This is a genomic window from Streptomyces sp. NBC_00094 (genome assembly GCF_026343125.1).
Lineage (GTDB): Bacteria > Actinomycetota > Actinomycetes > Streptomycetales > Streptomycetaceae > Streptomyces.
Map to the genome: position 1 here is coordinate 1940472 of NZ_JAPEMB010000001.1, position 26229 is coordinate 1966700.

Genomic DNA, 26229 nt, shown 5'->3' on the forward strand with positions numbered 1-26229 from the left:
CCGCAGTCCCGCCCCGGGGTGTGGCAGGAGCTCGCCACCGAGGTTTGCGGGGCCTCCGGTCGCGCCAGGAATGGGACATGTCCACACAGGTGTCCGAAGAGGTACGGGAGGCGCTCCACGAGGGCCGGCCCGTCGTCGCGCTGGAATCGACGATCATCGCCCACGGCCTGCCGCGCCCGCGCAACCTCGCCGTGGCCCTGGAGCTGGAGGAGCTCGTACGGGCCGGGGGCGCCGTCCCCGCGACCGTCGCGGTGATCGACGGCACCGCCCGCGTGGGCCTGGACCGGACGGCCCTGACCCGGATCGCGGAGGACACGGCGGTACGGAAGCTGGGGCACCGCGATCTGGCCCCGGCCCTGGCGACCGGGGCGACGGGCGCGACGACGGTCTCGGCGACGGCCTGGCTGGCGAACGCGGCGGGCATACGGGTGTTCGCGACGGGCGGCCTCGGCGGCGTGCACCGCGAGTGGAGCGAGACACAGGACGAATCCGCCGACCTGCGGCTGCTCGCCCGGGTCGGGATCACGGTGGTGTGCGCCGGGGTGAAGTCGATCCTCGACGTGCCGGCGACACTGCAGCGCCTGGAGACCCTGGGGGTGACGGTCCTCGGGTACGGCACGGAGTACTTCCCCGGGTTCTACCTGTCCTCCTCGGGCGAGCCCGTCGACTGGACGCTGCGGACCCCGGAGGAGGTGGCGGGGGTGATACGGGCCCAGGACACGCTCGGCGGACCGAGGTCGGCGCTCGTCGTGGCCAACCCGGTTCCCGAACGGGAGCAGTTGGACCCGGTGCTCCACGACCGGATCCTGGCGCAGGGGCTCGCCGCGGCGAAGGAGAAGGCGATCACGGGGCAGGCGGTGACGCCGTTCCTCCTCGAGTACCTGACGGTGCACACGGAGGGCGCGTCCCTGGAGGCGAACCTCGCGGCGGTACGGGGGAACGTGCGGCTCGCGGCACGGATCGCGGGCGCGTACGGGGCGGGGGCGCCCGGTCCGGAGGGGTCCGGGTCGGATGCGTCCGGTCCGGAGCGGTCCGGGGCAGAGGGGTCCGGGGCAGAGCGGTCCGGGGCCGGAGCACCCGGGGCCGCCGGTCGGTGACCCCTCGGGAGCGGGCGCTGCTGGTCGTCGGGGACGTGGTGACGGATGTCGTCGCCCGGCACCGGACACCCCTCGCCCACGCGACCGACACGGCGGCGGAGATCCGGACCCTCCCGGGTGGCGCCGGGGCCAACGCGGCCTGCTGGGCGGCGCGTTCCGGCGGCGGGGAGGTGCGGCTGCTGGGCCGGGTCGGGACGGACGCGGCGGAGTGGCACGAGCGGGCACTGCGCCGGGCGGGGGTGCGCCCGCTGCTCGTCCCCGACGCGGAGGCGGCGACGGCCACGGTGATCGCGCTGGTCGACGCCTCGGCCGAGCGGACCTTCCTCACGGACAGCGGCGCCGCGCTGCGCCTCTCCCCCGCCGACTGGTCGGCCGGGCTGCTCGACGGGGTGGCCGCGCTGCACCTGTCCGGCTATCTGTTCTTCGCCCCGACGAGCCGTGAGACGGCCCGACGGGCACTGCGGGACGCGCGGGAGGCGGGGGTTCCGGTGAGCGTGGACCCGGCCTCCGCCGGGTTCCTCGCGAGGCTGGGCGCGGGCCGCTTCCGGGCGGCGACGGCGGGCGTCGAGGTGCTGCTGCCCAACGCCGACGAGGCCCGGCTGCTGACCGGGGGCCGTGAACCGGAGGCGGCGGCCGCCGAGCTGAGCCGGCGTCATCCGCTGGTCGTGGTCACCCTCGGAGCGGCGGGCGCGCTGGTCGCCGAGGACGGCGCGGTCACGGCGCGGGTGGCGGCGCCATCGGTGCCTCCGGAGCGACGGGTGGACTCGACGGGCGCGGGCGACGCGTTCACCGGGGCGTTCCTGGCGGCCCGGCTCGCGGGGGCGGACCCCGCGAAGGCCGCGGAGGCGGGGTGCCGTGCGGGCGCGGAGGCGGTCACCGTCGTGGGAGGCAGGCCTCCGGGCGCCGCGAGCCCGGCCTGATCGGCAAGACACCCCCTAGTAACCCGCCGACCCGCCTCCGAGACCGGTCCAGGCCGGGTGGCGCGGGTCGTCGGCGCGTACGACGACGTCGGCGGTGTCGGCGGGTTCGACCTCCGTCTCGTACCGGGCGAAGGCGGGGAGCGTCCAGGCCTCCTCGGTGCGGCGGGCGAGGGCCGCGGGCGAGAGCCGCAGGTGGACGGTGAGGTCGAAGGGGAACCAGCGGCCGAGGAGGAACGGCCCGTGCAGCACGAGCACCCCGCCGGGCGGCAGCGTGACGTACGGGCTGCGGGTCGCGCGGTCCGTGGCCGGGTCCCACAGGTCGGGCAGCACGCGCCCGGTGCCGCCGGGTTCCAGCGGGCCGAAGACCTCGCGCCACAGAGCCCCGGTGTCGGTCCACCCGTCGTAGTACGCGTCGGGGTCCTGCTTCCCGTACTCGTACCGGAGCGACGCCGGCCGCAGGAACCCGCCGGTCCCGGCCACATGGACCGCTCGCCCGCGCGCCCGGAGCGCGTCGGCGAGGAGCCCGGCGAGCTCGTCGCCGGGCGCGGCGGGCGGCCCGTCGATGCCGACCTTGAGCCAGGGGCCTCCGTCGCCGGGCGCGGCCGTGTCGAGGTGCCCGGCGAGCGTGCCGGCCAGCCGTTCCCAGGTGATCGCCTCGTATCGCATCCCACTCATCCTGCCCGCCGGTTCACGCGTCACGGCTTGACCTTGCCACCGGCGTCACTGTTCGACCATCCGCTGCATGGACACCACCACACCCACCAGGGTCGTCGTCACCGGCGCGGGCACCGGCATCGGCCGGGCCGCCGCGCACGCCTTCGCCGGACAGGGGGCGACGGTCGTCGCCGTGGGCCGCCGGAAGGGGCCCCTGCACGAGACGGCCGAGGGACATCCGGGGATCCACCCGTTCGTCGCGGACGTGACGGCGGAGGGCGCCGCCGAGGAGATCGTCCGGGCCGCCGTGACCCCGTACGGCCGTCTCGACGTTCTCGTCAACAACGCCGGGATCTCCGCCGGCGGTCCGCTCGGGAGCCTCGACCGCTGAACGTGTCGACGACGATCGGGCAGCGCGGTTGGCCGGCCGACTCCCGGAGGACCGGGGCGTCGCCCCCGCGCGCTGGAGATCGCCCGCGAGCGGCCGGCCGTTCTCGACGCGCGGATCGCGGCGCAGACCGAGGCCAGGGACCGGCCGGCGGCGGCCCTGGCGAGCATCGCTCAGGGCCTGCCCGCCGGACGGCGTTAGCCCTGGGCGCAGTCCGGGGCGGGCTCGTCGACCGAGAACGGTGCCCCCTTGGGCAGCAGATAGGTCACGTAGAGGACGACCGGTTCGGTGCCGAGGTTGCGGCCGACGTGGACGTGCTTCCCGCCCGAAGGCTCGACGAACGCCTGGCCCGCCGAGGTCACTTCGACCGAGCAGTCGTCGAGGGTGCGGGTGAGCGTGCCGGCCTGGACGACGGCGACGAGCGGTCCGGGGTGGTGGTGCCAGCCGGTCGAGCCGCCGGGGGCGATGGTGATGGTGCGGACGACGACGTCGGTCTCGCCCTTGGGCGGTTTGATCCTCAGCGTGCCGGCCGAGGTGCCCTTGGCGAGCACGGTGCCGCTGACCCCGCTGCCCGGCGTGGCCAGTGCTGCGGACGGCACCACCGCCACCGCGGCGACCGTGCCCGCGACGAGGAGATTCCTGCGCGAGCGCGCACCGCGCACCACCTCCGGTATTCCCTGCCCCATGACGCCACCCCTCCGAGTCCGTGGAGCGGCCATGGGTTCCACGGCCGCCGAAACGGCCAAACCGTATCCGGAAGCGAGAGGCCCCATACAGGGATTCGATCAAGGAACGGGAGTGAGCCGTTCGAGGGTCGCGCGCCCCGACTCGACGGCCTCGGCGAGCGTCGACTCCCCCTCGGCGAGGGCCCTGCAGGTCGCCGCGTCGGTCAGCAGTCGGACGTCGGCCTCGCCGGTCCCGCCGTCCCCGTACTCCACGGTCCCGTCGGCCCCGATCCGTACGTGGAACTCCCCCTCGTCCAGGGTCACCTGGACGACCCCCGCGCCGAGCTCCGCGAGCGCCCCGAGGAGCGGGATCGCGTACCAGTGCGCGCGAACGGCGTCGGTGGGCCGCGGTTCGCCCAGGTCGGGCGCCCCCCACGCGGCGAGCGAGCGCAGGACGGGCAACAGGTCCCGGCCGCGCGGGGTGAGTTCGTAGACGGACGCCGAGGCGGGCGGCGGCAGCCGACGCCGGGTGACGAGTCCGGCGCCCTCCATGTCCTTGAGGCGGCCGGCAAGCATGTCCGTGCTGACGCCGGGCAGGTCGGCGTGGAGGTCGGTGTAGCGGCGCGGCCCTGCGAGGAGTTCGCGGACGACGAGCAGGGTCCAGCGGTCGCCGACGAGGTCGAGGGCGCGCGCGGCGGCGCAGTGCTGGTCGTAGCTGCGGCGGCGTGGCTGACGTGGCATGCGACGCAGTCTAGACATGTTGTTGGACTTTCCAAGCTCGAACTTGGTAAAACCAAGCAACACTCATTCCGGGGACCTGGGGAGGTCGGACATGGAGTTCCGGCAGTCGAGCAAGCTGAGCGAGGTCTGCTACGAGATCCGCGGCCCGGTGATCGAGCACGCCAACGCGCTGGAGGAGGCGGGCCACAGCGTCCTGCGCCTCAACACCGGCAATCCCGCGCTCTTCGGCTTCGAGGCGCCCGAGGAGATCGTCCAGGACATGATCCGGATGCTCCCCAAGGCCCATGGCTACACGGACTCCCGGGGCATCCTCTCCGCCCGCCGCGCCGTCGCCCAGCGCTACCAGGCCATGGGCCTGCCCGAGGTCGACGTCGACGACGTCTTCCTCGGCAACGGCGTCTCGGAGCTCGTCTCCATGTCCGTCCAGGCCCTCCTGGAGGACGGCGACGAAGTCCTCATCCCCGCCCCCGACTTCCCGCTCTGGACGGCGGTCACCACCCTCGCGGGCGGCAAGGCCGTGCACTACCTCTGCGACGAGTCGGCCGACTGGTATCCGGACCTCGACGACATGGCGTCGAAGATCACCGACCGGACCCGGGCCGTCGTCATCATCAACCCCAACAACCCCACCGGCGCGGTCTACCCGAAGGAGATCGTCGAGGGCATCCTCGATCTCGCCCGCCGCCACGGCCTGATGGTCTTCGCCGACGAGATCTACGACCAGATCGTCTACGACGAGGCCGTCCACTACCCGGCCGCCTCCCTCGCCCCCGACCTGGTCGTCCTGACCTTCGGCGGCCTCTCCAAGACGTACCGGGTAGCCGGCTTCCGCTCCGGCTGGCTGGTCGTCAGCGGGCCGAAGCAGCACGCCAGGAGCTACCTGGAGGGCCTCACCATGCTGGCCTCCATGCGCCTCTGCCCCAACGCCCCCGCCCAGTACGCCATCCAGGCCGCGCTCGGCGGCCGGCAGTCGATCCACGAACTCACCGCCCCCGGCGGCAGGCTGCGCGAACAGCGCGACCGGGCCTGGGAGAAGCTCAACGAGATCCCGGGCGTCTCCTGCGTGAAGCCCAAGGGCGCCCTGTACGCCTTCCCGCGCCTCGACCCCGCCGTGCACAAGATCCACGACGACGAGAAGTTCGTCCTCGACCTGCTGCTGCGGGAGAAGATCCAGGTCGTCCAGGGCACGGGCTTCAACTGGCCGCGCCCGGACCACTTCCGCATCCTGACCCTGCCGTACGCCGACGACCTCGACGCCGCGATCAGCCGCATCGGCCGCTTCCTGAGCAGCTACCGCCAGTGACGCCCCGCCCTCCCGGCTGTCATGATCTGAGGGTCCGAAGGATCTTCGGGCACGGACGAGCACATCGGCCGAGGACATCGGCCGGGGAGACGGGGAGGGCCGGCCGGTCATGGATGTGGCGCTGATAGCCGTGATGGGAACGCTGCTGGGTGTGGTCGCCACGCACTGGTTCCAGGGCAGGGCCACCGAGCGCACGGCCGCGCTCGCCCGGTCCGAGCAGCTCCGCCAGGAGCGGATCGAGACCTACAGCGCTTTCGCGGGCGCGGTCGTCGACTACCGGCACAGCCAGAACGACCGCTGGTTCCGGGCGGCGACCAAGCCCGGTTCGGAGGAGGCGGAGGAGTCGCGCCACGCCTCCTACCGGCAGCGGACCGCCGCCCGACAGGCGCTCTTCCGCGTCCAGTTGGTCTGTGACGACCCGGAGACCCGGCGCCTCGCCGAGGCGGCCTTCGTGGACTCCCACTGCATGCACGACGCGGTGGACGAGGAGGATCGCGCACGCCGCTCGGAGCAGGCGAAGGAGGCGCTCGCCACCTTCATCACCGCCGCCGCACCCGGCGTCCGCTGAGGGGGACCGGTCGTGGACCTCGTCGCACCCGTCGTCGTGGAGCCACTCCGGCGCCGCCGCTGCTCGGAGTGCCACCAGGGGCCGCTGGAGCGGATGATCGTCGAGTTCAACGCGCCGGTCTGTCTGGACTGCGCGGACCTCGGCCACCTGGTCTTCCTGCGCCGCGGTGACACGGCGCTCACCCGGCGGGCCAGGGAGGGCAGCACCCTCTGGGCCGTGGTGGTACGGCACAACCGGCGCCGTACGCGGTACGAGCGTCAGGGCCTGCTCGTCGAAGAGGCGGCGCTGGCCCGGGCGGAGGCGGCCTGCCTGGCGGACGCGGACGCGCGGGCCAGGCGACGGTCCCGGGACGCGGCGCGACGTGCGGCGCTCGACGCCGAGATCACCGCGACGCTGCGGGCCGAGATCCTCCGGCTCTTCCCGTCCTGCCCGGCGGACCGGGCCACGGAGATCTCCGAGCACGCGGCGGCGAAGGGCAGTGGACGCGTGGGGCGGACGGCCGCGGGCCGGTCGCTCGACCGGGGCGCCGTCACCGCCGCCGTACGCGCTTCCGTACGACACGTCGACACCCCGTACGACAGCCTGCTGATGCAGGGGGTTCCCCGGCACCAGGCCCGGACGAGGGTCGCGCCCGCCATCGAGGCGGTGCTCCGGGCCTGGCGTGTCGGCGCCGGGAACACGCGCGGCCGGGGACGCGGCTGACGGCTCGGGCGTCAGCGCGCGTCGGTCGGTGAGCGCGTCGGACGGCGCGCTCGGTCAGGGCGCTCTGTCAGGGCACTCGGCCAGCACTCTGCCAGGGCTCTGTCAGGGCACTCCGTGAGGGTGCCGGGAGGAGACCGTCAGGCCTGGTCTCCGGCGCGACGGGCACGGCGGTACATCAGGGCACCGCCGAGCAGCAGCGCGGCGCTCGCCGAGGCGGCGTAGCCGATGGTGTCCGAGCCCGTGGAGGCCAGCGCGACCGAGCTGGACTCGCCCTGCGGCGCGGGGGCCGGGGCGGGCGCGGGAGCGGGGGTCGGCTTCTCGGTCTCCGTGTGCGGAACCGGCACGTTCTTGACGGGGGTCTGCGGGCGCGGCGTCGGGATCTCGATCGGCTGCGCGGGCTTCGCCGGGCCGTTGACCGCGGTGTTCCCGACGGCCGGGTTGCCGATACCGACGACGTTGACCGAGTTCCCGCTGACGTTCACGGGGAGGTCGATCGGCAGCTGGAGACCGTTGCCGGAGAGGACGCCGGGGGAACCCCCGGTGCTGGTCTCGGCCGTGGACCCGCCGCCGTTGGAGGAACCGCCCCCGTGGGAGCCGCCGCCCTGCTCGCCGCCGCGGGGGGTACCGGGCAGGTCCTTGTGCGACCCGTAGCCGCCGTCCTCCTCGCCGTAGCCCCCGGGCTCGGGTGCGGGCTCGGGCGAGGTGTTGGCACAGCTGTTGCCGGCCGCCGGGTTGAGAAGTCCGATGACGTTGACCGTGTTGCCACAGACGTTGACCGGCACGTGGACGGGCAGCTGCACCGTGTTGCCGGAGATCACTCCCGGCGAACCGACCGCGGCGCCCTGGGCGCCGGCGTCGGCGTGCGCGGCGCCCGCCGAGAGCGCGAGCGCCCCACCCGTGACCATCAATGTGGCCAGACCACTTCGGCGAATCTGCCTCATGGCTTCCTGCCTTCCGGAGGTGTACACGGGCAAGTGCCCGTACCGGAATCAACGCGACAAACGACGTTGCCGGATCCGGCCGTTGGCGGGATTCACTCCTTCGAGTGGGGTGCCGTTCGAGTGTCGGACTCTCTCCTCCTCACCCTCCCGTCACCGCCCCAGCAGGTCGGTGAGGGCGCCGACCGGGTCCGGGTCGGGGTCGCCGCGCGGCCACCAGTCCTCGCGCCCCATATCCGACTCGTAGCCGTACCAGAGGCCGTCCCGGCCGAGCCGGAGCTGGAGGGACTCGGTGGAGAGGCGGTTGCGCCAGGGCCGGAAGGCGGGGAAGTCGGCGGCGAGCAGCGCGGGGCGGGCCCGGTCGAACGGTCCGGCCGGCGGGTCCCAGGGTTGCTCCAGGACGGTGAGACCCGCGGCGCCGCCCTGACGCCAGGCGGCGACGGCACGGGCGAGGTCCGTGGGCGTGCGGTCGAGCGCGTGCGCCAGGTCGCGGTAGAGCGCGCGGGTCGAGGCGGTGAGCCCGGACCCGGGGTGCGCCGCGGCCAGCCGGACCGCGTCCTGCCAGGGGGTCAGCGCGGCGACCGGGTCGCGTCCGGTGGCGAGGAAGGTGTGGGCGCGGACGGCGGCCTCGCTCGCGAGGAGGTCGAGGGCGAGCGGGTCGGGAGCTTCGGGGTCGGGCGGGAAGACGGCCGGGCGGCCGGGCCGGTCGGGGAGCGGCAGCGGAGGGGGCAGCGGCGGAAGCCCCGTCCCGGCAGCCGCCGCGGCCAGCGCTGTACGGGCGGCGACCGTCGGCATCGACGGGGCGGCGGCGGTCGTCTCGGCGGCGGACCGGGCCGCGTTCCGCCGGGTGAGCTCGGCGAGCAGCTCCTGCTCTCCGCGGCCGCGCATCAGGAAGAGGACGAACGGGTCCTCGTCGAGGAGCCGCGCTGCCTGGTAGCAGAGGGCGGCCGCGTGCTTGCAGGGGTAACCGTCGTCCGGGCAGGAGCAGTCGGGGACGAGGTCCCCCGGCGCGGGCAGCAGACCGGTGACGGCCTCCAGGGCGTGCGGCACGTCCTTGTCGAGCAGGGCCGCGATGTGATCGGGACGGGCGGTGGCCTCGTCGAGGAACCGCTCCCAGCCGTCGTCGCCGAGGGTCCGCATCCGGATCTCGGTGCGGTACGGGCGGGGTCGGCTGCCGTGCACGTAGGCCACGACCCGGCCGGGGGTGACCGTGATCGCGTCGACGTGCCCGCGCCCGGCGTACGCCTTCCCGCGCGCGAGACGGGCCGGGTCGAGGGCGGTGTCCTCCAGCGCCTCGACCCACGCGTTGCCCCACCAGGTGGCGGCGAACCGTCCGTCGGGCGCCTCACGGGGCGCGACCTGCGGAAAGCTGCGGCGGCGGTCGTCGTGGCGGGGTACGGCCCCTCGGCCGGAACGCGGGTGGTTCACGAGGACCTCCTCAGGGACACCAGATCGGCCAGCTCGCGGTCGGTCAGCTCGGTGAGGGCGGCCTCTCCGGAGCCGAGGACGGCATCGGCCAGGGCCCGCTTGGCGCGCAGCATCTCGGCGATGCGGTCCTCGACCGTGCCCTCGGCGACGAGGCGGTGGACCTGCACCGGCTGGGTCTGTCCGATCCGGTACGCCCGGTCGGTGGCCTGCTCCTCGACGGCCGGGTTCCACCAGCGGTCGTAGTGCACGACATGGCCGGCCCGGGTGAGGTTGAGGCCGGTGCCCGCGGCCTTGAGGGAGAGCAGGAAGACGGGGACCTCGCCGGCCTGGAAGCGGTCGACCATCCGCTCGCGCTCGGCCACCGGGGTGCCGCCGTGGAGCAGTTGGGCCCGGACCCCGCGTGCGGCCAGGTGGTCGGCGAGGAGCCTGGCCATCGACACGTACTGGGTGAAGACGAGCACGGACCCGTCCTCGGCGAGGATCGTGTCGAGGAGCTCGTCGAGCAGGGCGAGTTTGCCGGAGCGGCCGGCCAGCCGGGCGGTGCCGCTGCCGCGCGGGGCCTGCTCCTTCAGGTACTGGGCGGGGTGGTTGCAGATCTGCTTGAGCGAGGTCAGCAGCTTCATGACGAGCCCGCGGCGGGCCATGCCCTCGGCGTCCTCGATCTGCGCCATGGTCTCGCGGACGACCGCCTCGTAGAGCGAGGCCTGTTCCCGGGTGAGGGAGACGGGGTGGTCCGACTCGGTCTTGGGCGGCAGCTCGGGGACGATGCCGGGGTCGGACTTGCGGCGGCGCAGCAGGAAGGGCCGCACGAGCCGGGAGAGCCGCTCGACGGCCTCCTCGTGCTCGATCTCCTCGTTGTTCTCCACGGCCCTGGCGTGGCGGGAGCGGAAGGCCTTGAGCGGGCCGAGGAGACCTGGGGTGGTCCAGTCGAGGAGCGCCCAGAGCTCGGAGAGGTTGTTCTCCACGGGGGTGCCGGTCAGGGCGACCCGCGCGGGCGCGGGAATCTCGCGCAGCGCCCTCGCGGTCGCGGAGAAGGGGTTCTTGACGTGCTGTGCCTCGTCGGCGACGACCATCCCCCACTCCTGCCCGGCCAGTTGGGCGGCGCTGGTGCGCAGGGTGCCGTAGGTGGTGAGGACGAATCCGCCGCCGGCCCCGTCGAGCCCCCGGTCGGCGCCGTGGAAGCGGCGCACGGGGGTGCCGGGTGCGAACTTCTCGATCTCCCGCTGCCAGTTGCCGAGCAGCGAGGCCGGGCAGACGACGAGGGTGGGGGCGCGGCGGGCGCGGCGCAGATGGAGGGCGATGAGCGTGACGGTCTTGCCGAGGCCCATGTCGTCGGCGAGGCAGCCGCCGAGGCCGAGCGAGGTCATCAGGTCCAGCCAGGCGAGACCGCGGAGCTGGTAGTCGCGGAGGGTGGCGGTCAGCCCGGGCGGGGCCTGCACGGCCTCGGGGCCGGCCATGAGCCGGTCCCGGAGCACGGCGAGTGCCCCGACGGGGACCGCGGGTACGGTCTCGCCGTCGACGTCGGCGGTGCCGGTGAGAGCGACGGCGAGGGCGTCGACCGGCTCCAGCAGGCCGAGTTCGCGCTTGCGGGCCTTGCGGACCAGGTCGGGGTCGACGACGACCCACTGGTCACGGAGGCGTACGACCGGCCTGTGGGCCTCCGCCAGGAGATCCATCTCGCGCTCGGTGAGCGGATCGCCGTCGAGGGCCAGCTGCCAGTTGAACCGCAGGAGTTCCTCGCTGTCGAAGAAGGCCGTGCCGTCGGTCGCGGAGCCGGGCGCGGAGAGGGGGCGGACGACGGCGGAGGCGCTCAGTGAGCGGGCGAGCTCGCGCGGCCAGTGGACGGCGACCCCGGCGTCGGCCAGCCGGGCGGCCGCGGGGCCGAGCAGCTCGTACAGCTCGTCCTCGGTGACGGCGAGGACGTCGGGCACGTCCCGCTCCAGGAGCCGGGCCAGCGGGGCCCAGACGCGGGCCGCCCGGCGCAGGGCGAGGACCGCGTCGATCCGGGCGCGCGGTCCGAAGTGCTCGCCCTCCCCCGCCCAGAGGGCGTGGGCGTCGATGACGAGGGTCGGGTCGGCGAGGCTGTGGATCTGGAGGATCGCGGCGGCGGCCTGCCGCTCGGCGCCGCCTTCCTCTCCGGCGTCGGTGTCCGCGATGTCGAAGAGTTCGTACCCCGACAGGTCGAGGCGCAGGGAGACCCGTACGCCCGCGTCCATTCCGGCGGCGGCCTCCGCGGCCCAGGCACGCGCGCGGGGCAGGTGCTGCGGCGCGCGGGCAGCGAACGGCGCGCCGACCGCGTGGGCCGCGGCCGGGGTACGGGGCAGGGTGTCGGCCACCGCGTCGAGGAAGGCGCGCACGAGGGCCTCGGGCTCGGGCAGTCGCAGGGGCCCGCGCCCGGGGACGGGTGCGGCGTGCGCCTCGTACGGCATGGCCGCGGCGACGGCCCGCAGGTGGGCGATGTCGTCGGCGTCCAGCGGGCCGGCCCGCCAGGCGTCCAGGTCGTCGGCGGTCAGCCCGGGCAGCAGCCGGCCCCGGGCGGCCAGCTGGAGGGCGTGCAGGGCGGCGGCGCCCCAGCAGGCGGTGGCGGGGTGCGCGGCCGGGTGGTGGCGGGCCGCGACGAGATGGGGCAGGGCCGCGGCGACGGGAAGGGTGACGGCGGGCACGACCCGGGTACGCACCCCGCTCCCGTGCGGTCGGACGACGGTCAGCTCGACGCGCTCCGGCCCGTCGGGCGCGGCCGGACCCGCCTCTGTGGACGCGGGGCCGCCGCCGGGCGCGGCGAGGTCCGGCAGGGCGCTCCCGTCGGGGGCCCAGAAGGCGACGCGGCCCTCGCGCGGGAGGGCGGCAGGGAGGAAGACGGCGGCGCAGGTGGTCCAGGCGTGTGTCACGGCTCTGCTCTCCTCCCGTTGCGCGGCGGATTCCGACGGGATCTCGGCCCGGCTCTCCTGCTGGAACTCCGACCTTACGGGTGGGGTCTGACAACCACCCTCGGGGCCCGTTCGCCCGTGTGGCCCATCAGCGGATGCCACGGGGCCCGACAGCCGACATGGTGGCCTGGAACAGGGGTGGACCCGGGGTGCTGCCGACCGCCGCCTTCGTACGACAGAAGAGGATTCGCCATGTCCGTTCGCCGGCGTCTCACGACGGCCTCCGGAGCCGTCCTGCTCACTCTCGCGGTCGCCGGCTGCTCGGGCCTCGGCCGCAGCACCGTGGGCCCGATCGCCTACGTCACGGAACGCGACGTGGCGGTGAGCGTGACCAGCCCCTCGGTGAAGGGCTGCCACCGCTTGGCGCCGTCCGGTGCGACCAGGGTCGCGAACGAGAGCCTGACCGACATCGTGCTGTACCGGACCCGCAACTGTCAGGGGAAGGAATCCACCTACCTCCCCATCAACACCAGCGACGGAATCGTGCCGGGCCACCTGCCCTGGCGCAGCTACAGCGTCGTCCACTAGCCCTGGGCACGCCCCCCGCCGCGCCCGCCGCTTGCTCGCCCTCCCTTCCCCCTCCCCCGCCGCAGGTCCATGCTGGAAGTGGACAGGTGCCCCTGAAGGGAGGGGTGAGCGTCATGCGTTCCGGGAACGAGCCGGCCACCGCGCGCAGCGCTCTGCACCTGCGGTTCTGGCTGAGTGTGTGGGGGCTGGTCTGGGCCGCCTTCGGCACGACCGTGTTCTCGCTGGCGGGCCGCCCGGGCTGGGCCGCGGCCTGCGGCGTGCTGTTCCTGGTGGTCGTGGTCGACCTGGGGGTGGTGGTGCGCCACCTCCACCAGGGCCCGCACTGGCAGCCGGGCCGGGACATCCCGCCGTACGAACCCGACCACGGCGGCACGGGCCGCTGAGGCGCCGGCTCGGCCCTTCAGCTCCGCGAGTCGAAGCCCGCCGCCTGGAGGTACTCCGGCTTCGGGTCGAGCGCCGCGGCGAGCCGGAAGTGCCGGGTGGCCTGGGCGGTCTGCCCGGAGCGCTCGAAGGTGCGGGCCAGCGCGAAGTGCGCGAACGCGTTGTCCGGCTCACGCTCGATGACCAGCTCGAACTCCAGCTGTGCCGGACGCAGCTGGGCGGCGGCGAAGAACGCCCGGGCCCGCAGCAGTCGGGCCGCCGTGTTCTCGGGATGGGCGGCTATCACCGAGTCCAGCAGCTTCACGGCACCACGCGGGTCCCGCGCGGCCAGCAGGTGCTCGGCGGCGCGGAAGTCGATGACGTGCGTTTCCGGGTTCCTGTCGGCCACGGTGGCATCCTTCCCTCGATCCGGTGGAGGAACACCGAATCCGGCGGCCGCATTCCGACGGTCGGGCGCCCGGGCAGGACGGGCCTCAGGCCGGGGGCACAGCCCGCCGCTCCAGTTCCTCCCACACCTTCCGCACCTGCGGTTCCAGCGCCTCCAGCGGACCGTCGTTGTCGATGACGAGGTCCGCGATCGCCAGCCGCTGCGCCCGCGTGGCCTGGGCGGCCATCCGGGCCCGGGCCTCGGACCCGTCCATGCCCCGGAGGCGTACGAGCCGGTCGAGCTGGGTCTCCGGGGACGCGTCCACGACCACGACCAGGTCGTACAGCGGCGCGAGCCCGTTCTCGGTGAGCAGGGGTACGTCGTGGACGACGACGTCTCCGGCGCTCGCCCGGCTCTCCAGGTCCGCCGACCGCGCCCCGACCAGGGGGTGCACGATGGCGTTCAGGGTGGCCAGCCGGTCGGCGTCGGCGAAGACGATGGAGCCGAGCTTCGGCCGGTCGAGCGCCCCGTCCTCGGTCAGGACGCCGTCCCCGAAGGCCTCCACGACGGCCGCGAGCCCCGGCGTCCCGGGCTCGACGACCTCACGGGCGATCCGGTCCGCGTCGATCAGCACGGCCCCGTACGAGACGAGCAGCCGCGACACTTCGCTCTTGCCGGCGCCGATCCCGCCGGTCAGGCCCACCTTCAGCATGAGCGGCAGCTTAGGGCCTGCCCTCGGGCGGCTACGCGTCGCCCTCCCGCTCCGCGAGGAAGCGCTCGAACTCGCGGCCCAGCTCGTCCGCCGACGGCAGGTCGACCGGCTCGGCGACCAGGCTGCCACGGGTCTCGGCGCCGGCCACGGCGTCGTACTGGTGCTCAAGACCCTGCACGAGCGCGACCAGCTCCTCGTCGCCCTCGCCGATCTGGCGGTCGATCTCGGTCTGGGTGCGGCGGGCCTCCGTCCGCAGCGCGTGGGCGACGCCAGGGAGCACGAGACCCGTGGCGGCCGTGACGGCCTCCAGCACGGTCAGGGCCGCGTCCGGGTACGGCGAGCGGGCCACGTAGTGCGGGACGTGCGCGGCCACACCGAGGGTGTCGTGACCGGACTCCGAGAGCCGGTACTCGATGAGCGACTCGGCGCTGCCGGGGACCTGCGCCTCGTCGAAGGGGCTGCTGTGCCCGGGCATGAGGTCGGTGCGGCTGCCGTGCGGGGTGAGGCCGACGGGGCGGGTGTGCGGCACGCCCATCGGGATGCCGTGGAAGTTGACCGCGAGGCGGACGCCGAGGCGCTCGACGATCTGCCGGACGGCGGCGGCGAAACGCTCCCACTCCACGTCGGGCTCCGGGCCCGAGAGGACCAGGAAGGGCGCGCCGGTGGCGTCCTGGACGAGGCGGACCTCGATGGACGGCGTCTCGTACGCGGTCCATCGGTCGCGCCGGAAGGTCAGCAGGGGGCGGCGGGCGCGGTAGTCCACGAGACGGTCGTGGTCGAAGCGGGCCACCAGCTGGTGCGGGAGCGTGTCGAGCAGCCGCTCGACGATCTGCTCACCGGCCTCGCCCGCGTCGATGTAGCCGTCGAAGTGGTACAGCATGACCAGCCCGGCCGACTCCTGCGCCAGGGCCAGGTCCACGACGGCCAGGCCCTTCGCGTCCCATTCGTACAAATCCTGGGGATCAAGCACGATTACCGCTCCTCCTCGTGTTCTCTCTGGCAACGCCGTGAGCCGCACCACCATTCCCGAGCGGGCCGATCTTCCGGAGGAGGAGTCCGGTGGGCCTCGGGAGGGCCGGGAAACGACCGAGGCCCGCTCCCCCGAAGGGGAACGGGCCTCGAATCAGCGACTAGCGCTCAGCGGAGAGCCTGTTCAGCTCTGGCCGCCGGCGAGCTTCTCGCGGAGGGCGGCAAGCGCCTCGTCCGACGCCAGGGCGCCGGAGGTGTCGTCCGACTCCGAGGAGTACGAACCACCCGAGATGCTCGCACCGGCGTTGCCGGCGGCCGGGGCGGCAGCACCCTCGGCAGCAGCGGCCTCGTCGGCCTCGCGGGACTTGATGACCTGAGCCTGGTGCTGCTCGAAGCGCGTCTGCGCCTCGGCGTACTGGGTCTCCCAGACCTCGCGCTGGGTCTCGAAGCCCTCGAGCCAGTCGTTGGTCTCGGGGTCGAAGCCCTCGGGGTAGATGTAGTTGCCCTGGTCGTCGTAGGACGCGGCCATGCCGTACAGGGTCGGGTCGAACTCGACCGAGGCCGGGTCGGCACCGAAGGACTCGTTGGCCTGCTTCAGCGAGAGGCTGATGCGACGACGCTCGAGGTCGATGTCGATGACCTTGACGAAGATCTCGTCGTTGACCTGGACGACCTGCTCCGGGATCTCCACGTGGCGCTCGGCCAGCTCGGAGATGTGGACCAGACCCTCGATGCCCTCGTCCACGCGGACGAACGCACCGAACGGAACCAGCTTCGTGACCTTACCCGGAACGACCTGGCCGATCTGGTGGGTACGGGCGAACTGCTGCCACGGGTCCTCCTGCGTCGCCTTCAGCGACAGGGAGACACGCTCGCGGTCCATGTCCACGTCGAGAACCTCGACGGTGACCTCCTGGCCGACCTCGACAACCTCGGACGGGTGGTCGATGTGCTTCCAGGACAGCTCGGAGACGTGCACGAGGCCGTCGACGCCACCCAGGTCCACGAAGGCACCGAAGTTGACGATCGAGGAAACGACGCCGGAGCGGACCTGACCCTTCTGCAGGGTGGTGAGGAACGTCTGGCGAACCTCGGACTGGGTCTGCTCGAGCCAGGCACGGCGGGACAGGACCACGTTGTTGCGGTTCTTGTCCAGCTCGATGATCTTCGCCTCGAGCTCCTTGCCCACGTAGGGCTGGAGGTCGCGGACGCGACGCATCTCGACGAGAGAGGCCGGCAGGAAGCCACGGAGGCCGATGTCGAGGATGAGACCACCCTTGACGACCTCGATGACGGTACCGGTGACGATGCCGTCTTCTTCCTTGATCTTCTCGATCGTGCCCCAGGCACGCTCGTACTGAGCGCGCTTCTTGGACAGGATCAGACGGCCTTCCTTGTCCTCCTTCTGGAGAACCAGGGCCTCGATCTCGTCGCCAACCTTGACGACCTCGTTCGGGTCGACATCGTGCTTGATCGAGAGCTCACGGCTCGGGATCACGCCTTCGGTCTTGTAACCGATGTCGAGCAGGACCTCGTCCCGGTCGACCTTCACGATGACGCCGTCGACGATGTCGCCGTCGTTGAAGTACTTGATCGTCTCGTCGATCGCGGCGAGGAATGCTTCCTCGTCACCGATGTCGTTGACCGCAACCTGCGGGGTGGTGGCGGTGGTCTCGGTGCTGCTCGTCATGTGGGTAAGGGCTCCGGTTACGGACAGAAAGTCGTAGGTACTGCTACGCCGAGAGCCCGTATCGCACCAAGAAGCCGGACAGCCAATGAAGCCCCTGCCCGCGAACGGGAGGTGCCTCGAAAACCGAGGGGACATACAAAAGGTACGAGCGCGGCCTGCTCCGTCTGAGGCGCGCAGGCCCGCAGCGCAACCTTTAGCATACGGGGGCGGCCGGACAGGGTCAATGCGCGAAGCGCGCACCAGGGGCAGAACCGCGCAAACCCGGCACAAATTCGTGTCCTCCGCGCCGCGTCCACGCCACATCGGCGGGGTCGGCCGCACGGCGGCACTGAGCGCAAACTACATCGGCGGGCGAGATGAACCAAGAGTTCGAACAGCAAGACGGGACCGAAACGGCCGAGGACGAGGCCGAGGCGACCCGGCGTGACGCGGGGGACGCGGAGAGCAGTCGCGCGAGCCGTGGCTGGTGGGACCGGAACGCGGACGAGTACCAGAGCGAGCACGGAGCCTTCCTCGGCGACGACCGCTTCGTCTGGGGCCCCGAGGGGCTCGACGAGACCGAGGCGGAGCTCCTCGGGCCGGCCGGCTCCCTGAAGGGGCTCGACGTCCTGGAGATCGGCGCGGGCGCGGCGCAGTGCTCGCGCTGGCTGGCGGCACAGGGGGCGCGGCCGGTGGCCCTCGACCTCTCGCACCGGCAGCTCCAGCACGCGCTGCGGATCGGCGGGGGCGTGCCGCTCGTCGAGGCGGACGCCGGGGCGCTGCCCTTCCGGGACGGCTCCTTCGACCTGGTCTGCTCGGCATACGGCGCGGTGCCGTTCGTCGCCGATCCGGTACGGGTCTTCCGCGAGGTGCGCCGGGTGCTGCGGCCCGGCGGCCGGTGGGTCTTCTCGGTGACGCACCCGATCCGCTGGGCGTTCCCGGACGAGCCGGGGCCGGAGGGCCTCTCGGTGGCGGCCTCCTACTTCGACCGCACGCCCTACGTCGAGCAGGACGAGCAGGGCCGGGCCGTGTACGTGGAGCACCACAGGACGCTCGGGGACCGGGTACGGGACGTGGTGGCCGGCGGCTTCCGGCTCGTGGACCTGGTCGAGCCGGAGTGGCCGGCCTGGAACAGCCAGGAGTGGGGCGGCTGGTCCCCGCTCCGGGGGAACCTGATCCCGGGCACGGCGATCTTCGTCTGCGAACGCGACGGATAGTCGTACCGGTCGGCCAGTCGTACTGGTCAGTCGTACTAATGGGGCGGGGCTGTGGACAGTCGGACCCGTCTCTTCTCCTCGCGTATGAAACTGAGTGCGTGATCCGAAACGACGCACTCGACCTGCTTCCCGTCCGCCATGCCGTCCCCGAGCTGCTGACCGCGCTCGAGGAGCGCGGCACGGCAGTGCTGCACGCGCCGCCCGGCACCGGCAAGACGACGCTGGTGCCGCTCGCGCTCGCGGGCCTCATAGGGGACGGGCCGAGGCGTCGGGTGCTGGTGGCCGAGCCGCGCCGGATGGCGGTGCGGGCGGCGGCCCGGCGGATGGCGTGGCTGCTCGGCGAGGAGGTCGGCGGGACGGTCGGCTTCTCGGTGCGCGGCGAGCGGCGGGCCGGCCCTTCGACCCGGGTCGAGGTGGTGACCACGGGCATCCTGCTCCAGCGGCTCCAGCGGGATCCGGAGCTGGCGGGCGTGGACGTGGTCCTGCTCGACGAGTGTCACGAGCGGCACCTGGACGCCGACACCGCCCTGGCCTTCCTGGTGGACGTACGGGCCGCGCTGCGGCCGGAGCTGCGGCTGGTCGCGGCCTCGGCGACGAGCGACGCGGAGGCCTGGTCGCGGCTGCTGACGGTCGTGGACGGCGGCGGGCCCGCGCCGGTCGTACGGAGCGAGGGCGAGGGGCATGGGTACCGGGTCCTGTTCGCCCCGCCGCCCGCAGGGCTGAGGCCCGCGCACGGCACCTGGGTGGATCCGGCGCTGCTGCGCCACGTCGCGGCGACGGTCCGGCTGGCGCTGGAGCGGCACGAGGGCGACGTCCTCTGTTTTCTTCCCGGTACGGGGGAGATCGCCCGGACCGCGGGGCTGCTCGCCGGCCTGGACGCGGAGGTGCTCCAGTTGCACGGCCGGGCGCCGGCCGCGGTGCAGGACGCGGTGCTGCGGGGCACCGAGCCCGGCGGGCGGCGGCGGGTGGTGCTGTCGACCTCCGTCGCGGAGTCGAGCCTGACGGTGCCGGGGGTCCGGATCGTCGTGGACTCGGGGCTCGCGCGGGAACCGCGGATGGACCACGCGCGGGGGCTGGGGTCGCTGGCGACCGTGCCGGTGTCGGTCGCGGCGGCCACGCAGCGGTCCGGACGGTCGATGCGCGAGGCCTTCGGGACGGTCTACCGGTGCTGGGCCGAGGCCGAGGACGGGAGCCGGGCGCGCTTCCCGTCACCCGAGATCCGGATCGCCGATCTCACGGACTTCGCCCTGCGGGCCGCCTGCTGGGGGGATCCGACGGCGGAGGGGCTCGCACTGCTCGACCCGCCGCCCGCCGGGGCGATGGCGGCGGCCCGTTCCGTACTCGCGGCGGTCGGCGCCGTGGACGAGGAGGGCCGGGCCACCGAGCGCGGGAGCCGGCTCTCCCGGCTCGGGCTCCACCCCCGGCTGGGCCGTGCCCTGCTGGACGGCGCCGCCGAGGTCGGCGTCCGACGGGCGGCGGAGGTCGTGGCGCTGCTCAGCGAGGAGCCGCCCCGGGAGTACGGGGACGACCTGGCGGCGGCCTGGCGATCGGCCCGCCGGGGCGGAGACGGCTACGCGGCCCGCTGGAAGACGGAGGTCCGCCGCCTGGAGCGTTCGGCCGGCGAGGCGGCGGGGGGCTTGGCCGGGCAGGGAGCCGGGGGTGGGGGTGAGGATGCCGTGGCCGGGCTGGTGACCGCGTTGGCGTTTCCCGAGCGGGTGGCCAGGGCGCGGGAGCAGGGCGGGTTTCTGATGGTGTCGGGAAGCGGGGCGCGGCTCGCCGAGGGGTCGGGGCTGCGGTCCGCTCCGTGGTTGGCCGTCGCGGTGGCGGACCGTACGGCACGGGACGCCACGGCGCGGGTGCGGCTGGCGGCCGTGGTGGACGAGGACATCGCCCGGCGGGCGGCCGGGCATCTGCGGGCCACGGGCGAGGAGGTCCACTGGGAGGACGGTGACGTGGTCGCGCGGTCCGTGGACCGGCTGGGCGCGGTCGAGCTGACCGTGCGGCCCCTCGGGTCCGGGGCCGATCCCGCTCTCGTACGGGAGGCGCTGCTCGACGGCTTGCGGCGCGAGGGGCTCGGGCTGCTGCGGTGGAGCCGGGAGGCCTCGGAGCTGCGCGAGCGGCTCGCCTTCCTGTACGCGGAGGTGGGCGAGCCCTGGCCGGACGTGGCGGACGGGGCGTTGGTCGACCGGGCCGAGGAGTGGCTGGAGCCGGAGCTGTCCCGGGCCGTGCGCCGGGTCGATCTGGGGCGGATCAACGCCGGCGAGGCCCTGCGTCGGTTGCTGCCCTGGGCTACGGGCGAGGCGGGCCGGCTGGACGAGCTGGCCCCGGAGCGGATCGAGGTGCCGAGCGGGTCGCGGATCCGGGTCGAGTACGGCGGTGGGCGGCCGGTGCTCGCGGTGAAGCTCCAGGAGATGTTCGGCCTGGCCGAGACGCCCCGGGTGGCGGGGGTGCCGGTCCTGGTCCATCTCCTCTCCCCCGCGGGGAGGCCGGCGGCCGTGACCGCCGACCTCGCCTCGTTCTGGCGGGAGGGCTACCGCGCGGTGCGGGCGGAGCTGCGCGGGCGGTACCCGAGGCATCCGTGGCCCGAGGACCCCTCCGCGGCGGAGCCGACCCGGCACACCAGCGCGCGGCTCAGACGGGAGCGGTGACGGGCCCGGTCGGCGGCGCGGGGCGGCGCGAGCGGGCCTCCAGCCAGAAGGCGAGGGCGAGGAGGGCCAGGGCCAGGACGGTGAGGCTCCAGGGCAGGTAGGAGACGAGCATCAAGACCATCAGGCGGTTGGAGCCGACCAGCTCGACGGTGCTGTCGACGTAGTCCGCACGCATCTTCACGTGACCCTCGAAGACGGTGAGGGTGTCCTGGCCCATCAGGGCCTTGGCGTCGCGGAGCTCCTCCTTGTGGATCTCCTCGCCGTTGACGGGGGCTCCGGTGACCGGCTCGACCCAGAACATGCGCTTGGTGGTGTACCAGCGGGTGAGGCCCGAGTCGGCGAGGACCTTCGGGGTGATGCCCTTGACCGGCATGGTCTTGGGCATGGGGACCTTGGTCCAGGGGACGGTCTGCTCGAAGTAGTAGACCTCCATGCCGCGGAAGGTCTGGGTGCCCTTGTAGTGGATGGGGGCCGAGGTGCGGGTCTGGGCGTCGAAGTACCGGTAATCCCGCTTCTCGGTGAGGAAGGGCCACTTGAACTCGATGCCCTCGCGCCGGACCGGGTCGCCGTCGACCATCTCACCGGTGGCGTGGACGGGGTCCTGGGTGTGGGCGTCGAAGATGTACCGCTCGGGGACCTTGGAGACCATCTTCCCGTCGGGGCCGGTGACGTAGGCGAGGGCGTCCCAGACGACGACGTCGCGCCCGGCGTCGCGTTCGATCCGCCGCGACTCCTCCACGTTGCCCTTGAGGGTCTGGATGATCGTGATCTTCTCGACCTTCTCGGCCTTGAGCGTGGAGTAGTTGAGGAGGGTCGCGGGCCGGGCTTCCAGGACCGTCTCCTGGTACTGGTTCGGCGGGATCTTCGCCAGGCGGGGGAAGGCGTACCACCGCAGGGTCGGCGCCATCGCGGCGCAGCAGACGGCGAGGGCGAGCAGGACGAGGCTGGCTCGGCGGCGCACGGTCGCCCCCTACTTCTTCGGTTCGGGATTGGCGGTCAGCAGCGGTTTGGGCGAGGTGGGCCCATCGGGCGGCAGATCGACCAGGGAGACGAGGAGGACGAAGAGAAGGACTGGGGCGAGTCCGATGGCGACGGCGACAAGAGCGCGCATGGCCGGCCTCCCGGTGCTCGATCTGATAGGGCGTCAGGGCGGTGGCACCGTAGCAACGCGATCGCGAGATGAGAACACGTTGCACCCGGGTAACGCGGAACGCCGTCTCTCCGTCCGGCATGGACGGAGAGACGGCGCTGGGTTCACGCGACGCGCGAAGCGGTCGGACCGAGGACCGGTCGGACCGAGGACCGGTCAGGCGGAGGGCGAGGCCGAGGCCGTGCTCTCGGGCGAGTCGGACGCGGAGGTCGTCGGCTCCGGGGACGGCGCGGGGCTCGACGGCTCGGGGGTGGGCGTGGGCGCCGTGACCGTGAGCTCGACGAAGGTGGTGCCACCGCCGGGCGCCGTCAGGTAGAGGTAGTACGTGCCCGCCTTGTCGCCCGCGAGGAGGTCGCCGGCGGCGAGGGTGATCAGACCGTTCGCGTCGGTCTCGAAGGTCCGGGTCCGGGCCGTGGTGCCCGCCTCGCCCTTGAAGTACGGGCCCTCGGCGCTCTGCTGGGGATCCGTCTTCGAGGTGACGACGATGCCGGTGACGAGGACGCCGGGGGCCGGTACGCCCTTGTCGGTGGCCTTCACCTGCAGCTGGGTGAAACCGGTGCCGGTGGTGGCGGACAGGGCCTCACCACCGACCGGGGCGAGGGTGTCCGCCTCGCGGGGGGTGACCGTCGCGGTGAACTGGGTCGCGGGCGCGGTGCCGCTCACGACGGTGGCCCGGACCGTGAACGAACCGGTCTTCTCGCCCGCCCGCAGCGCGGGAGAGGACGCGATGCCGGCCGAGCCGGTCGCGACGGTGACCGTGGTCGCGCCGCCGGCGAAGCGGGCGTCGGTGGTGCCGCTGATCTCGAAGCTGATGAGCACTCCGGTGACCGGCGCGCCCGAGGCGTCGAGCGCCGCGACCCCGGGGACATGGGCGAAGGCGTTCCCCGTGGTGGCCGTCAGCGTGCCGGTGGCCACGGGCGCGAGCCGCGTGACCTTCAGCGCCGGCGGAACGGTGGGCGTCGTCGTCGGCGGAGTGGTGGGCGGCGTCGTCGGAGGTGTGGTCGGGGGCACCGTCGGCCGGGTGGTCTTCGGGGGGACTCCCGTCCCGGACGGCTCGGGCTTCGGCGCCGGCGGAGGGCCCGTGGGCGTGGGAGTCGTCGGCGCGGGAGTCGTCGGCAGCGGCGGGAACGGCGTGTCGGTCGACGGGCGGTTGCCCGGACGGCGGTCGTCGCTGCGGTCGACCGGCAGCACTCCGGTGCCGTCCGGGACCTGGTGGGTGCCGCGCTTGTAGTACTCGAACCAGGACAGGACCGTGTTCAGGTACTCCGTCGACCGGTTGTAGCTGAGGACGGCGCGGTCGAGGTCGGCCTTGACCGCGAGGTTCCGGTCGTCGGCGCAGAGGTAGAGACCGGCGGCCTGCGCCGCGTCGTAGATGTTGTTCGGGTCCTTCTTCCCGTCGCTGTTGGCGTCCTGACCCCAGGTCGCCCAGGTCGACGGGATGAACTGCATCGGACCGACGGCGCGGTCGTGGACCTTGTCGCCGTCGTAGGCGCCGTGGTCGGTGTCCGAGATGTTGGCGAAGCCGACGCCGTTGAGGGCGGGGCCGAGGATCGGCGTGGCGGTCGTGCCGTTGGCGTCGACCAGGCCGCCGCGCGCCTGCCCCGACTCGACCTTGCCGATGCCGGCGAGCAGCTGCCACGGCAGGTTGCAGGCGGGGTCGGTCGAGCGGATCGACGCCTCGGCCCGCTTGTAGGCGGAGAGGACGGACGCGGGTATACCGGCTTCCGCGGGGCCGGTGATGACCGGCAGGTTGATGGACGCCCCGGGCTTGTTCGGGGTGTTCAGCGGCGGCAGTTCGGTGTAATAGGGGGAATCGCCCGTCGCGGAGTCGTCTCCTGACGGGGTCGCGGTGTCCCCGGCGCCGATGGCCCGATCGCCGCCGGCGTTGTCCGCGGGCGGCGGGGTCGTATCCGGCGCCTGCGAGGCGGCGAGCGCCGCAACCGCCGCGGCCACCACCGCACCGCTGGTGGCCCCCTTGCGCAGCCGGCGGCCGAGTGTCGCTGCCATACCTGTGGTCCCCTCCCCATCGACTGCGTCCCACGCTCCCCGCGTGCGACCTCTGGCGACCCTATGCCAACTCCGGACCGGCGGGCACTGTCGCCTGACCGTGTTTCACGCTTTCGTCACCTCTCGGCCTCCTGGCCTGGGACGGGAACCGATCGACGGCCCGGACACCTCTTGTACTGCGGCCGTTCCCCGCGTCGGCCGTCACCCACAGGAACCGAGGGGGAGCTCCCGTTGCCGTTCACGCTCAGCCATGCCGCCGCCGTCCTGCCGGGGTTGCGCCGTGACGGGACCGCGCGCGGACCGCTGATCGCCTCCGCGCTCGTCGCCGGCTCCTTCGCGCCCGACATGACCTACTTCGCGGCCACGGCGGTGCCCGGGGCGATGGCCCTCGGCGACGTCACCCACTCCCCCGTCGGGATCGTCACGGCCGACGTGCTGATCACCGCGATGCTCGTGGCGCTGTGGCTGACCGTGCGCGAGCCGCTCGTCGCGCTGCTGCCCGCCCGGTGGCGCGGCCGGGTGTACGGGCTCGTGCGGGGACTCCCGTGGCGGGACCGGCACACGGCGGCGCTCGCCGGCTGGTTCTTCGTCTCCGCGGTCATCGGTTCGACGACCCACGTGGTGTGGGACTCCTTCACCCACATCGACCGCTGGGGCACCCGGGCGATCCCCGTCCTCGGCGAGATCGTGGCCGGGTTCCCCGTCTACCTCTACGCGCAGTACGGAGGGTCCGCGCTGGCCCTGGGGCTCCTCGCCTGGTTCGGCCTGCGGGCGCTGCGCTCCGCCGGCCCGGGCGCCGAACTGCCGGACCGGGTTCCGGTCCCTGGCCGGCGCGGGCGGCTCGTCGCGGCCGGGGTCATCGGCGGCTGCGTCCTCGCCGGTGTCGCCCACCGGGTGCTGCGCTGGGCCGCGTACTGGGGCTGGAACCGGATCGAGACGCCCCTGGACGTCATCCCCACGGCCTGCTTCGGGGCCGGTGCGGGGCTCGCCGTCGGGCTCGTGCTGTACGGGACGGGGGTGCGGCTGCGGGGAACGCCGCCGCTTCCGGCGACGGCGACGGCGACGGCGACGGCGACGGCGACGGCGACGGCTGACTCGGCCACGGTCCTCCCTCCGCCGGACGGAGAGGACCCTTCGCGGCGGGCGGGACGCTCCCGTCAGGGGTCTCGCTGATCCGGTCCTCCGGGGTGAATCCGCGGGCCGCCGGGCCGGCGGCGAGTGCGCGGTGCACGGCGAGGGAGATGCCCTCCAGGGTGCGGACCCCGTACCGCTTGGTGGGGTTGTCGTGGCTCAGGAGGGCCAGCCGGTAGTCGATCGCGGCGCGGCCGTCGGTGGTGCCCGTGCCGCGGACGATCCCGATGCTGTGGACCCGCCAGGCGTGGGTGGAGCGGGGCAGCCAGCCGTTCTTGAGGTGGACCTTGACCGTGCGGGGCGCGCCCGCGGTGACGCCCCAGGCCTGGTCGCTGACGACCTGGGCCATCAGTGTCAGCGCCCCGGTGCGGCGGGAGACCGCGTCGAGCAGGGCCAGTTGGTCGCGGGCGGTCGTCCGTGTGAGGCCCCAGTAGCGGTCGTGGCCGAGGACGGTGTCCTGAGCGCCGGCCTCGCGCAGCACCCTGTTCAGCCGGGGGCGCGAGAGTCCCCGCCACAGGTCGGTGGCGGCGGGGTTGTCGGAGCGGGTGATCATGGCCTTGAGCCGCTGGGCCTCCCTGCGGGTGGGGGCGCGGCCGAGCTCCTCGGCGCGTCCGAGGACGGCCTGCATGATGAGGACCTTGGCGAGGCTGGCGGAGTCGTGGGCCCGGGTGTCGCCGAGGCGGCAGCGCAGTCCGCGCCGGGGGTCGTGGACGGCGACCGAGACCGTGCCGTCGCGGCCCTTGAGCGCCGCGGCGATGTGCTGGGACAGCCGCTCGGCGAGGGCGGGTTCGCGGGACGAGGTGCAGAGTGCGGGCGCCCGGTACGCCTCGGCGGGTGAGGCGGTGCCGGATGCTCCGAGGAACGCCCCGAGGAGCACCCAGGTGCGGAGGTGGGAGCGGCGGCGGCTCGTGATCATGCTCCCCAGTCTCGGGAGCGGGGGTGCGGGGGCGCGCCTCGGAGTGGTCCACCTGGCGCACACCCGCCGGGCCTGGCCGGGCCCGGAGCGGCGTTGCGCCCAGGGTGCCGGTTCAGGCACGGAAGCCTAGGCCCGGCACGGGGCACCGTCCCGTTGTGCCCACCCGTCCCGCCCCAGCGGGACGAATGCCCACAACGGGGGGG

At 73.7% G+C, this 26229-nt stretch carries 24 protein-coding genes and 2 pseudogenes; 12 read left to right on the forward strand and 14 right to left on the reverse strand.

Going from position 1 to position 26229, the window contains the following annotated elements; genetic code table 11:
- Positions 1–77 precede the first annotated feature (77 nt).
- Both OG580_RS08375 and OG580_RS08380 read left to right on the forward strand, forming a co-directional pair.
- Positions 78–1097, forward strand: coding sequence for a pseudouridine-5'-phosphate glycosidase (locus tag OG580_RS08375; protein WP_267043000.1), 1020 nt, complete (start codon positions 78–80; stop codon positions 1095–1097).
- Positions 1094–2017 carry a carbohydrate kinase family protein gene (locus OG580_RS08380; RefSeq protein ID WP_267043001.1) on the forward strand — a complete coding sequence of 308 codons (924 nt, stop codon included), beginning with the start codon at positions 1094–1096 and terminating at the stop codon, positions 2015–2017. Before OG580_RS08375 ends, OG580_RS08380 begins: the two co-directional genes overlap by 4 nt.
- 15 nt (positions 2018–2032) lie before the next feature.
- Here the strand turns inward: OG580_RS08380 and OG580_RS08385 are convergent, their stop codons facing one another.
- A complete protein-coding gene (locus tag OG580_RS08385; RefSeq protein WP_267043002.1) occupies positions 2033–2683 on the reverse strand; it encodes a uridine kinase in 651 nt (216 codons plus the stop codon).
- A 76-nt stretch (positions 2684–2759) separates the two neighbouring features.
- Here OG580_RS08385 and OG580_RS08390 point away from each other — a divergent pair, with 76 nt between their 5' ends.
- Both OG580_RS08390 and OG580_RS08395 read left to right on the forward strand, forming a co-directional pair.
- Positions 2760–3062 carry an SDR family NAD(P)-dependent oxidoreductase gene (locus tag OG580_RS08390; RefSeq protein WP_323182557.1) on the forward strand — a complete coding sequence of 101 codons (303 nt, stop codon included), beginning with the start codon at positions 2760–2762 and terminating at the stop codon, positions 3060–3062.
- A 72-nt stretch (positions 3063–3134) separates the two neighbouring features.
- Positions 3135–3260 (forward strand): annotated as a pseudogene (locus tag OG580_RS08395) (MerR family transcriptional regulator); the annotation flags it as partial.
- Here the strand turns inward: OG580_RS08395 and OG580_RS08400 are convergent.
- Positions 3257–3745 carry a cupin domain-containing protein gene (locus tag OG580_RS08400; RefSeq protein WP_267043003.1) on the reverse strand — a complete coding sequence of 163 codons (489 nt, stop codon included), beginning with the start codon at positions 3743–3745 and terminating at the stop codon, positions 3257–3259. The pseudogene OG580_RS08395 and the gene OG580_RS08400 overlap by 4 nt on opposite strands.
- Positions 3746–3844: 99 nt before the next feature.
- Positions 3845–4465, reverse strand: coding sequence for a helix-turn-helix domain-containing protein (locus tag OG580_RS08405; RefSeq protein ID WP_267043004.1), 621 nt, complete (start codon positions 4463–4465; stop codon positions 3845–3847).
- A 91-nt stretch (positions 4466–4556) separates the two neighbouring features.
- Between OG580_RS08405 and OG580_RS08410 the strand changes: the two genes are divergently transcribed.
- From OG580_RS08410 to OG580_RS08420, 3 genes are all read left to right on the forward strand, one after another.
- On the forward strand, positions 4557–5768 hold the full coding sequence (locus OG580_RS08410) for a pyridoxal phosphate-dependent aminotransferase (RefSeq protein WP_267043005.1): 1212 nt from the start codon (positions 4557–4559) through the stop codon (positions 5766–5768).
- 109 nt (positions 5769–5877) lie between these two features.
- Positions 5878–6336 (forward strand): hypothetical protein, encoded by a 459-nt coding sequence (locus tag OG580_RS08415; RefSeq protein WP_267043006.1) that lies wholly within the window; start codon positions 5878–5880, stop codon positions 6334–6336.
- Positions 6337–6348: 12 nt separating this feature from the next.
- Positions 6349–7038: a DUF2293 domain-containing protein gene (locus tag OG580_RS08420; protein WP_267043007.1), complete on the forward strand. Its 690-nt coding sequence runs from the start codon at positions 6349–6351 to the stop codon at positions 7036–7038.
- Between the two features lie 137 nt (positions 7039–7175).
- On the opposite strand, the gene OG580_RS36135 is transcribed toward OG580_RS08420, so the two are convergent.
- The 3 genes from OG580_RS36135 to OG580_RS08440 form a co-directional block, all read right to left on the reverse strand.
- Positions 7176–7979, reverse strand: coding sequence for a chaplin (locus OG580_RS36135; RefSeq protein ID WP_323182558.1), 804 nt, complete (start codon positions 7977–7979; stop codon positions 7176–7178).
- Positions 7980–8129: 150 nt separating this feature from the next.
- On the reverse strand, positions 8130–9404 hold the full coding sequence (locus tag OG580_RS08435) for an SWIM zinc finger family protein (RefSeq protein WP_267043008.1): 1275 nt from the start codon (positions 9402–9404) through the stop codon (positions 8130–8132).
- A complete protein-coding gene (locus OG580_RS08440) occupies positions 9401–12292 on the reverse strand; it encodes a DEAD/DEAH box helicase (RefSeq protein ID WP_267043009.1) in 2892 nt (963 codons plus the stop codon). The genes OG580_RS08435 and OG580_RS08440 overlap by 4 nt, the downstream gene beginning before the upstream one ends.
- Before the next feature lie 231 nt (positions 12293–12523).
- Between OG580_RS08440 and OG580_RS08445 the strand changes: the two genes are divergently transcribed.
- Positions 12524–12859 carry a hypothetical protein gene (locus OG580_RS08445; protein WP_267043010.1) on the forward strand — a complete coding sequence of 112 codons (336 nt, stop codon included), beginning with the start codon at positions 12524–12526 and terminating at the stop codon, positions 12857–12859.
- A gap of 113 nt (positions 12860–12972) precedes the next feature.
- Positions 12973–13242, forward strand: coding sequence for a DUF6343 family protein (locus OG580_RS08450; protein WP_267043011.1), 270 nt, complete (start codon positions 12973–12975; stop codon positions 13240–13242).
- 17 nt (positions 13243–13259) lie between these two features.
- Here OG580_RS08450 and OG580_RS08455 read toward each other — a convergent pair whose 3' ends face one another.
- From OG580_RS08455 to rpsA, 4 genes are all read right to left on the reverse strand, one after another.
- Positions 13260–13628: a tetratricopeptide repeat protein gene (locus OG580_RS08455; protein ID WP_267043012.1), complete on the reverse strand. Its 369-nt coding sequence runs from the start codon at positions 13626–13628 to the stop codon at positions 13260–13262.
- 85 nt (positions 13629–13713) lie between these two features.
- The gene (coaE, locus tag OG580_RS08460; RefSeq protein WP_267043013.1) at positions 13714–14319 is read right to left on the reverse strand and encodes a dephospho-CoA kinase; all 606 of its coding nucleotides are present in this window, start codon (positions 14317–14319) and stop codon (positions 13714–13716) included.
- A gap of 31 nt (positions 14320–14350) precedes the next feature.
- Complete coding sequence (locus tag OG580_RS08465; protein WP_267043014.1) at positions 14351–15289, reverse strand: PAC2 family protein; 939 nt, start codon at positions 15287–15289, stop codon at positions 14351–14353.
- Positions 15290–15472: 183 nt separating this feature from the next.
- Positions 15473–16978 (reverse strand): 30S ribosomal protein S1, encoded by a 1506-nt coding sequence (gene rpsA, locus OG580_RS08470; protein WP_267043015.1) that lies wholly within the window; start codon positions 16976–16978, stop codon positions 15473–15475.
- Between the two features lie 356 nt (positions 16979–17334).
- Between rpsA and OG580_RS08475 the strand changes: the two genes are divergently transcribed.
- Both OG580_RS08475 and hrpB read left to right on the forward strand, forming a co-directional pair.
- A complete protein-coding gene (locus OG580_RS08475) occupies positions 17335–18174 on the forward strand; it encodes a class I SAM-dependent methyltransferase (protein ID WP_267043016.1) in 840 nt (279 codons plus the stop codon).
- Between the two features lie 98 nt (positions 18175–18272).
- Positions 18273–20822 carry an ATP-dependent helicase HrpB gene (hrpB, locus tag OG580_RS08480; protein ID WP_267043017.1) on the forward strand — a complete coding sequence of 850 codons (2550 nt, stop codon included), beginning with the start codon at positions 18273–18275 and terminating at the stop codon, positions 20820–20822.
- On the opposite strand, the gene OG580_RS08485 is transcribed toward hrpB, so the two are convergent.
- The 3 genes from OG580_RS08485 to OG580_RS08495 form a co-directional block, all read right to left on the reverse strand.
- Positions 20806–21783 carry a DUF3068 domain-containing protein gene (locus OG580_RS08485; protein ID WP_267043018.1) on the reverse strand — a complete coding sequence of 326 codons (978 nt, stop codon included), beginning with the start codon at positions 21781–21783 and terminating at the stop codon, positions 20806–20808. The two genes, hrpB and OG580_RS08485, sit on opposite strands and share 17 nt — an antisense overlap.
- Positions 21784–21792: 9 nt before the next feature.
- Entirely contained in the window at positions 21793–21933 is a 141-nt protein-coding gene (locus OG580_RS08490) for an SPW_0924 family protein (RefSeq protein ID WP_267043019.1), read from the reverse strand.
- Between the two features lie 195 nt (positions 21934–22128).
- Positions 22129–23979, reverse strand: coding sequence for a lytic transglycosylase domain-containing protein (locus OG580_RS08495; protein WP_267043020.1), 1851 nt, complete (start codon positions 23977–23979; stop codon positions 22129–22131).
- A gap of 231 nt (positions 23980–24210) precedes the next feature.
- On the opposite strand from OG580_RS08495, the gene OG580_RS08500 reads away from it, so the two are divergent.
- Positions 24211–25152, forward strand: coding sequence for a DUF4184 family protein (locus OG580_RS08500; protein ID WP_267043021.1), 942 nt, complete (start codon positions 24211–24213; stop codon positions 25150–25152).
- A 184-nt stretch (positions 25153–25336) separates the two neighbouring features.
- Here OG580_RS08500 and OG580_RS36140 read toward each other — a convergent pair.
- Positions 25337–26026 (reverse strand): annotated as a pseudogene (locus OG580_RS36140) (serine hydrolase); the annotation flags it as partial.
- Between the last annotated feature and the right edge of the window lie 203 nt (positions 26027–26229).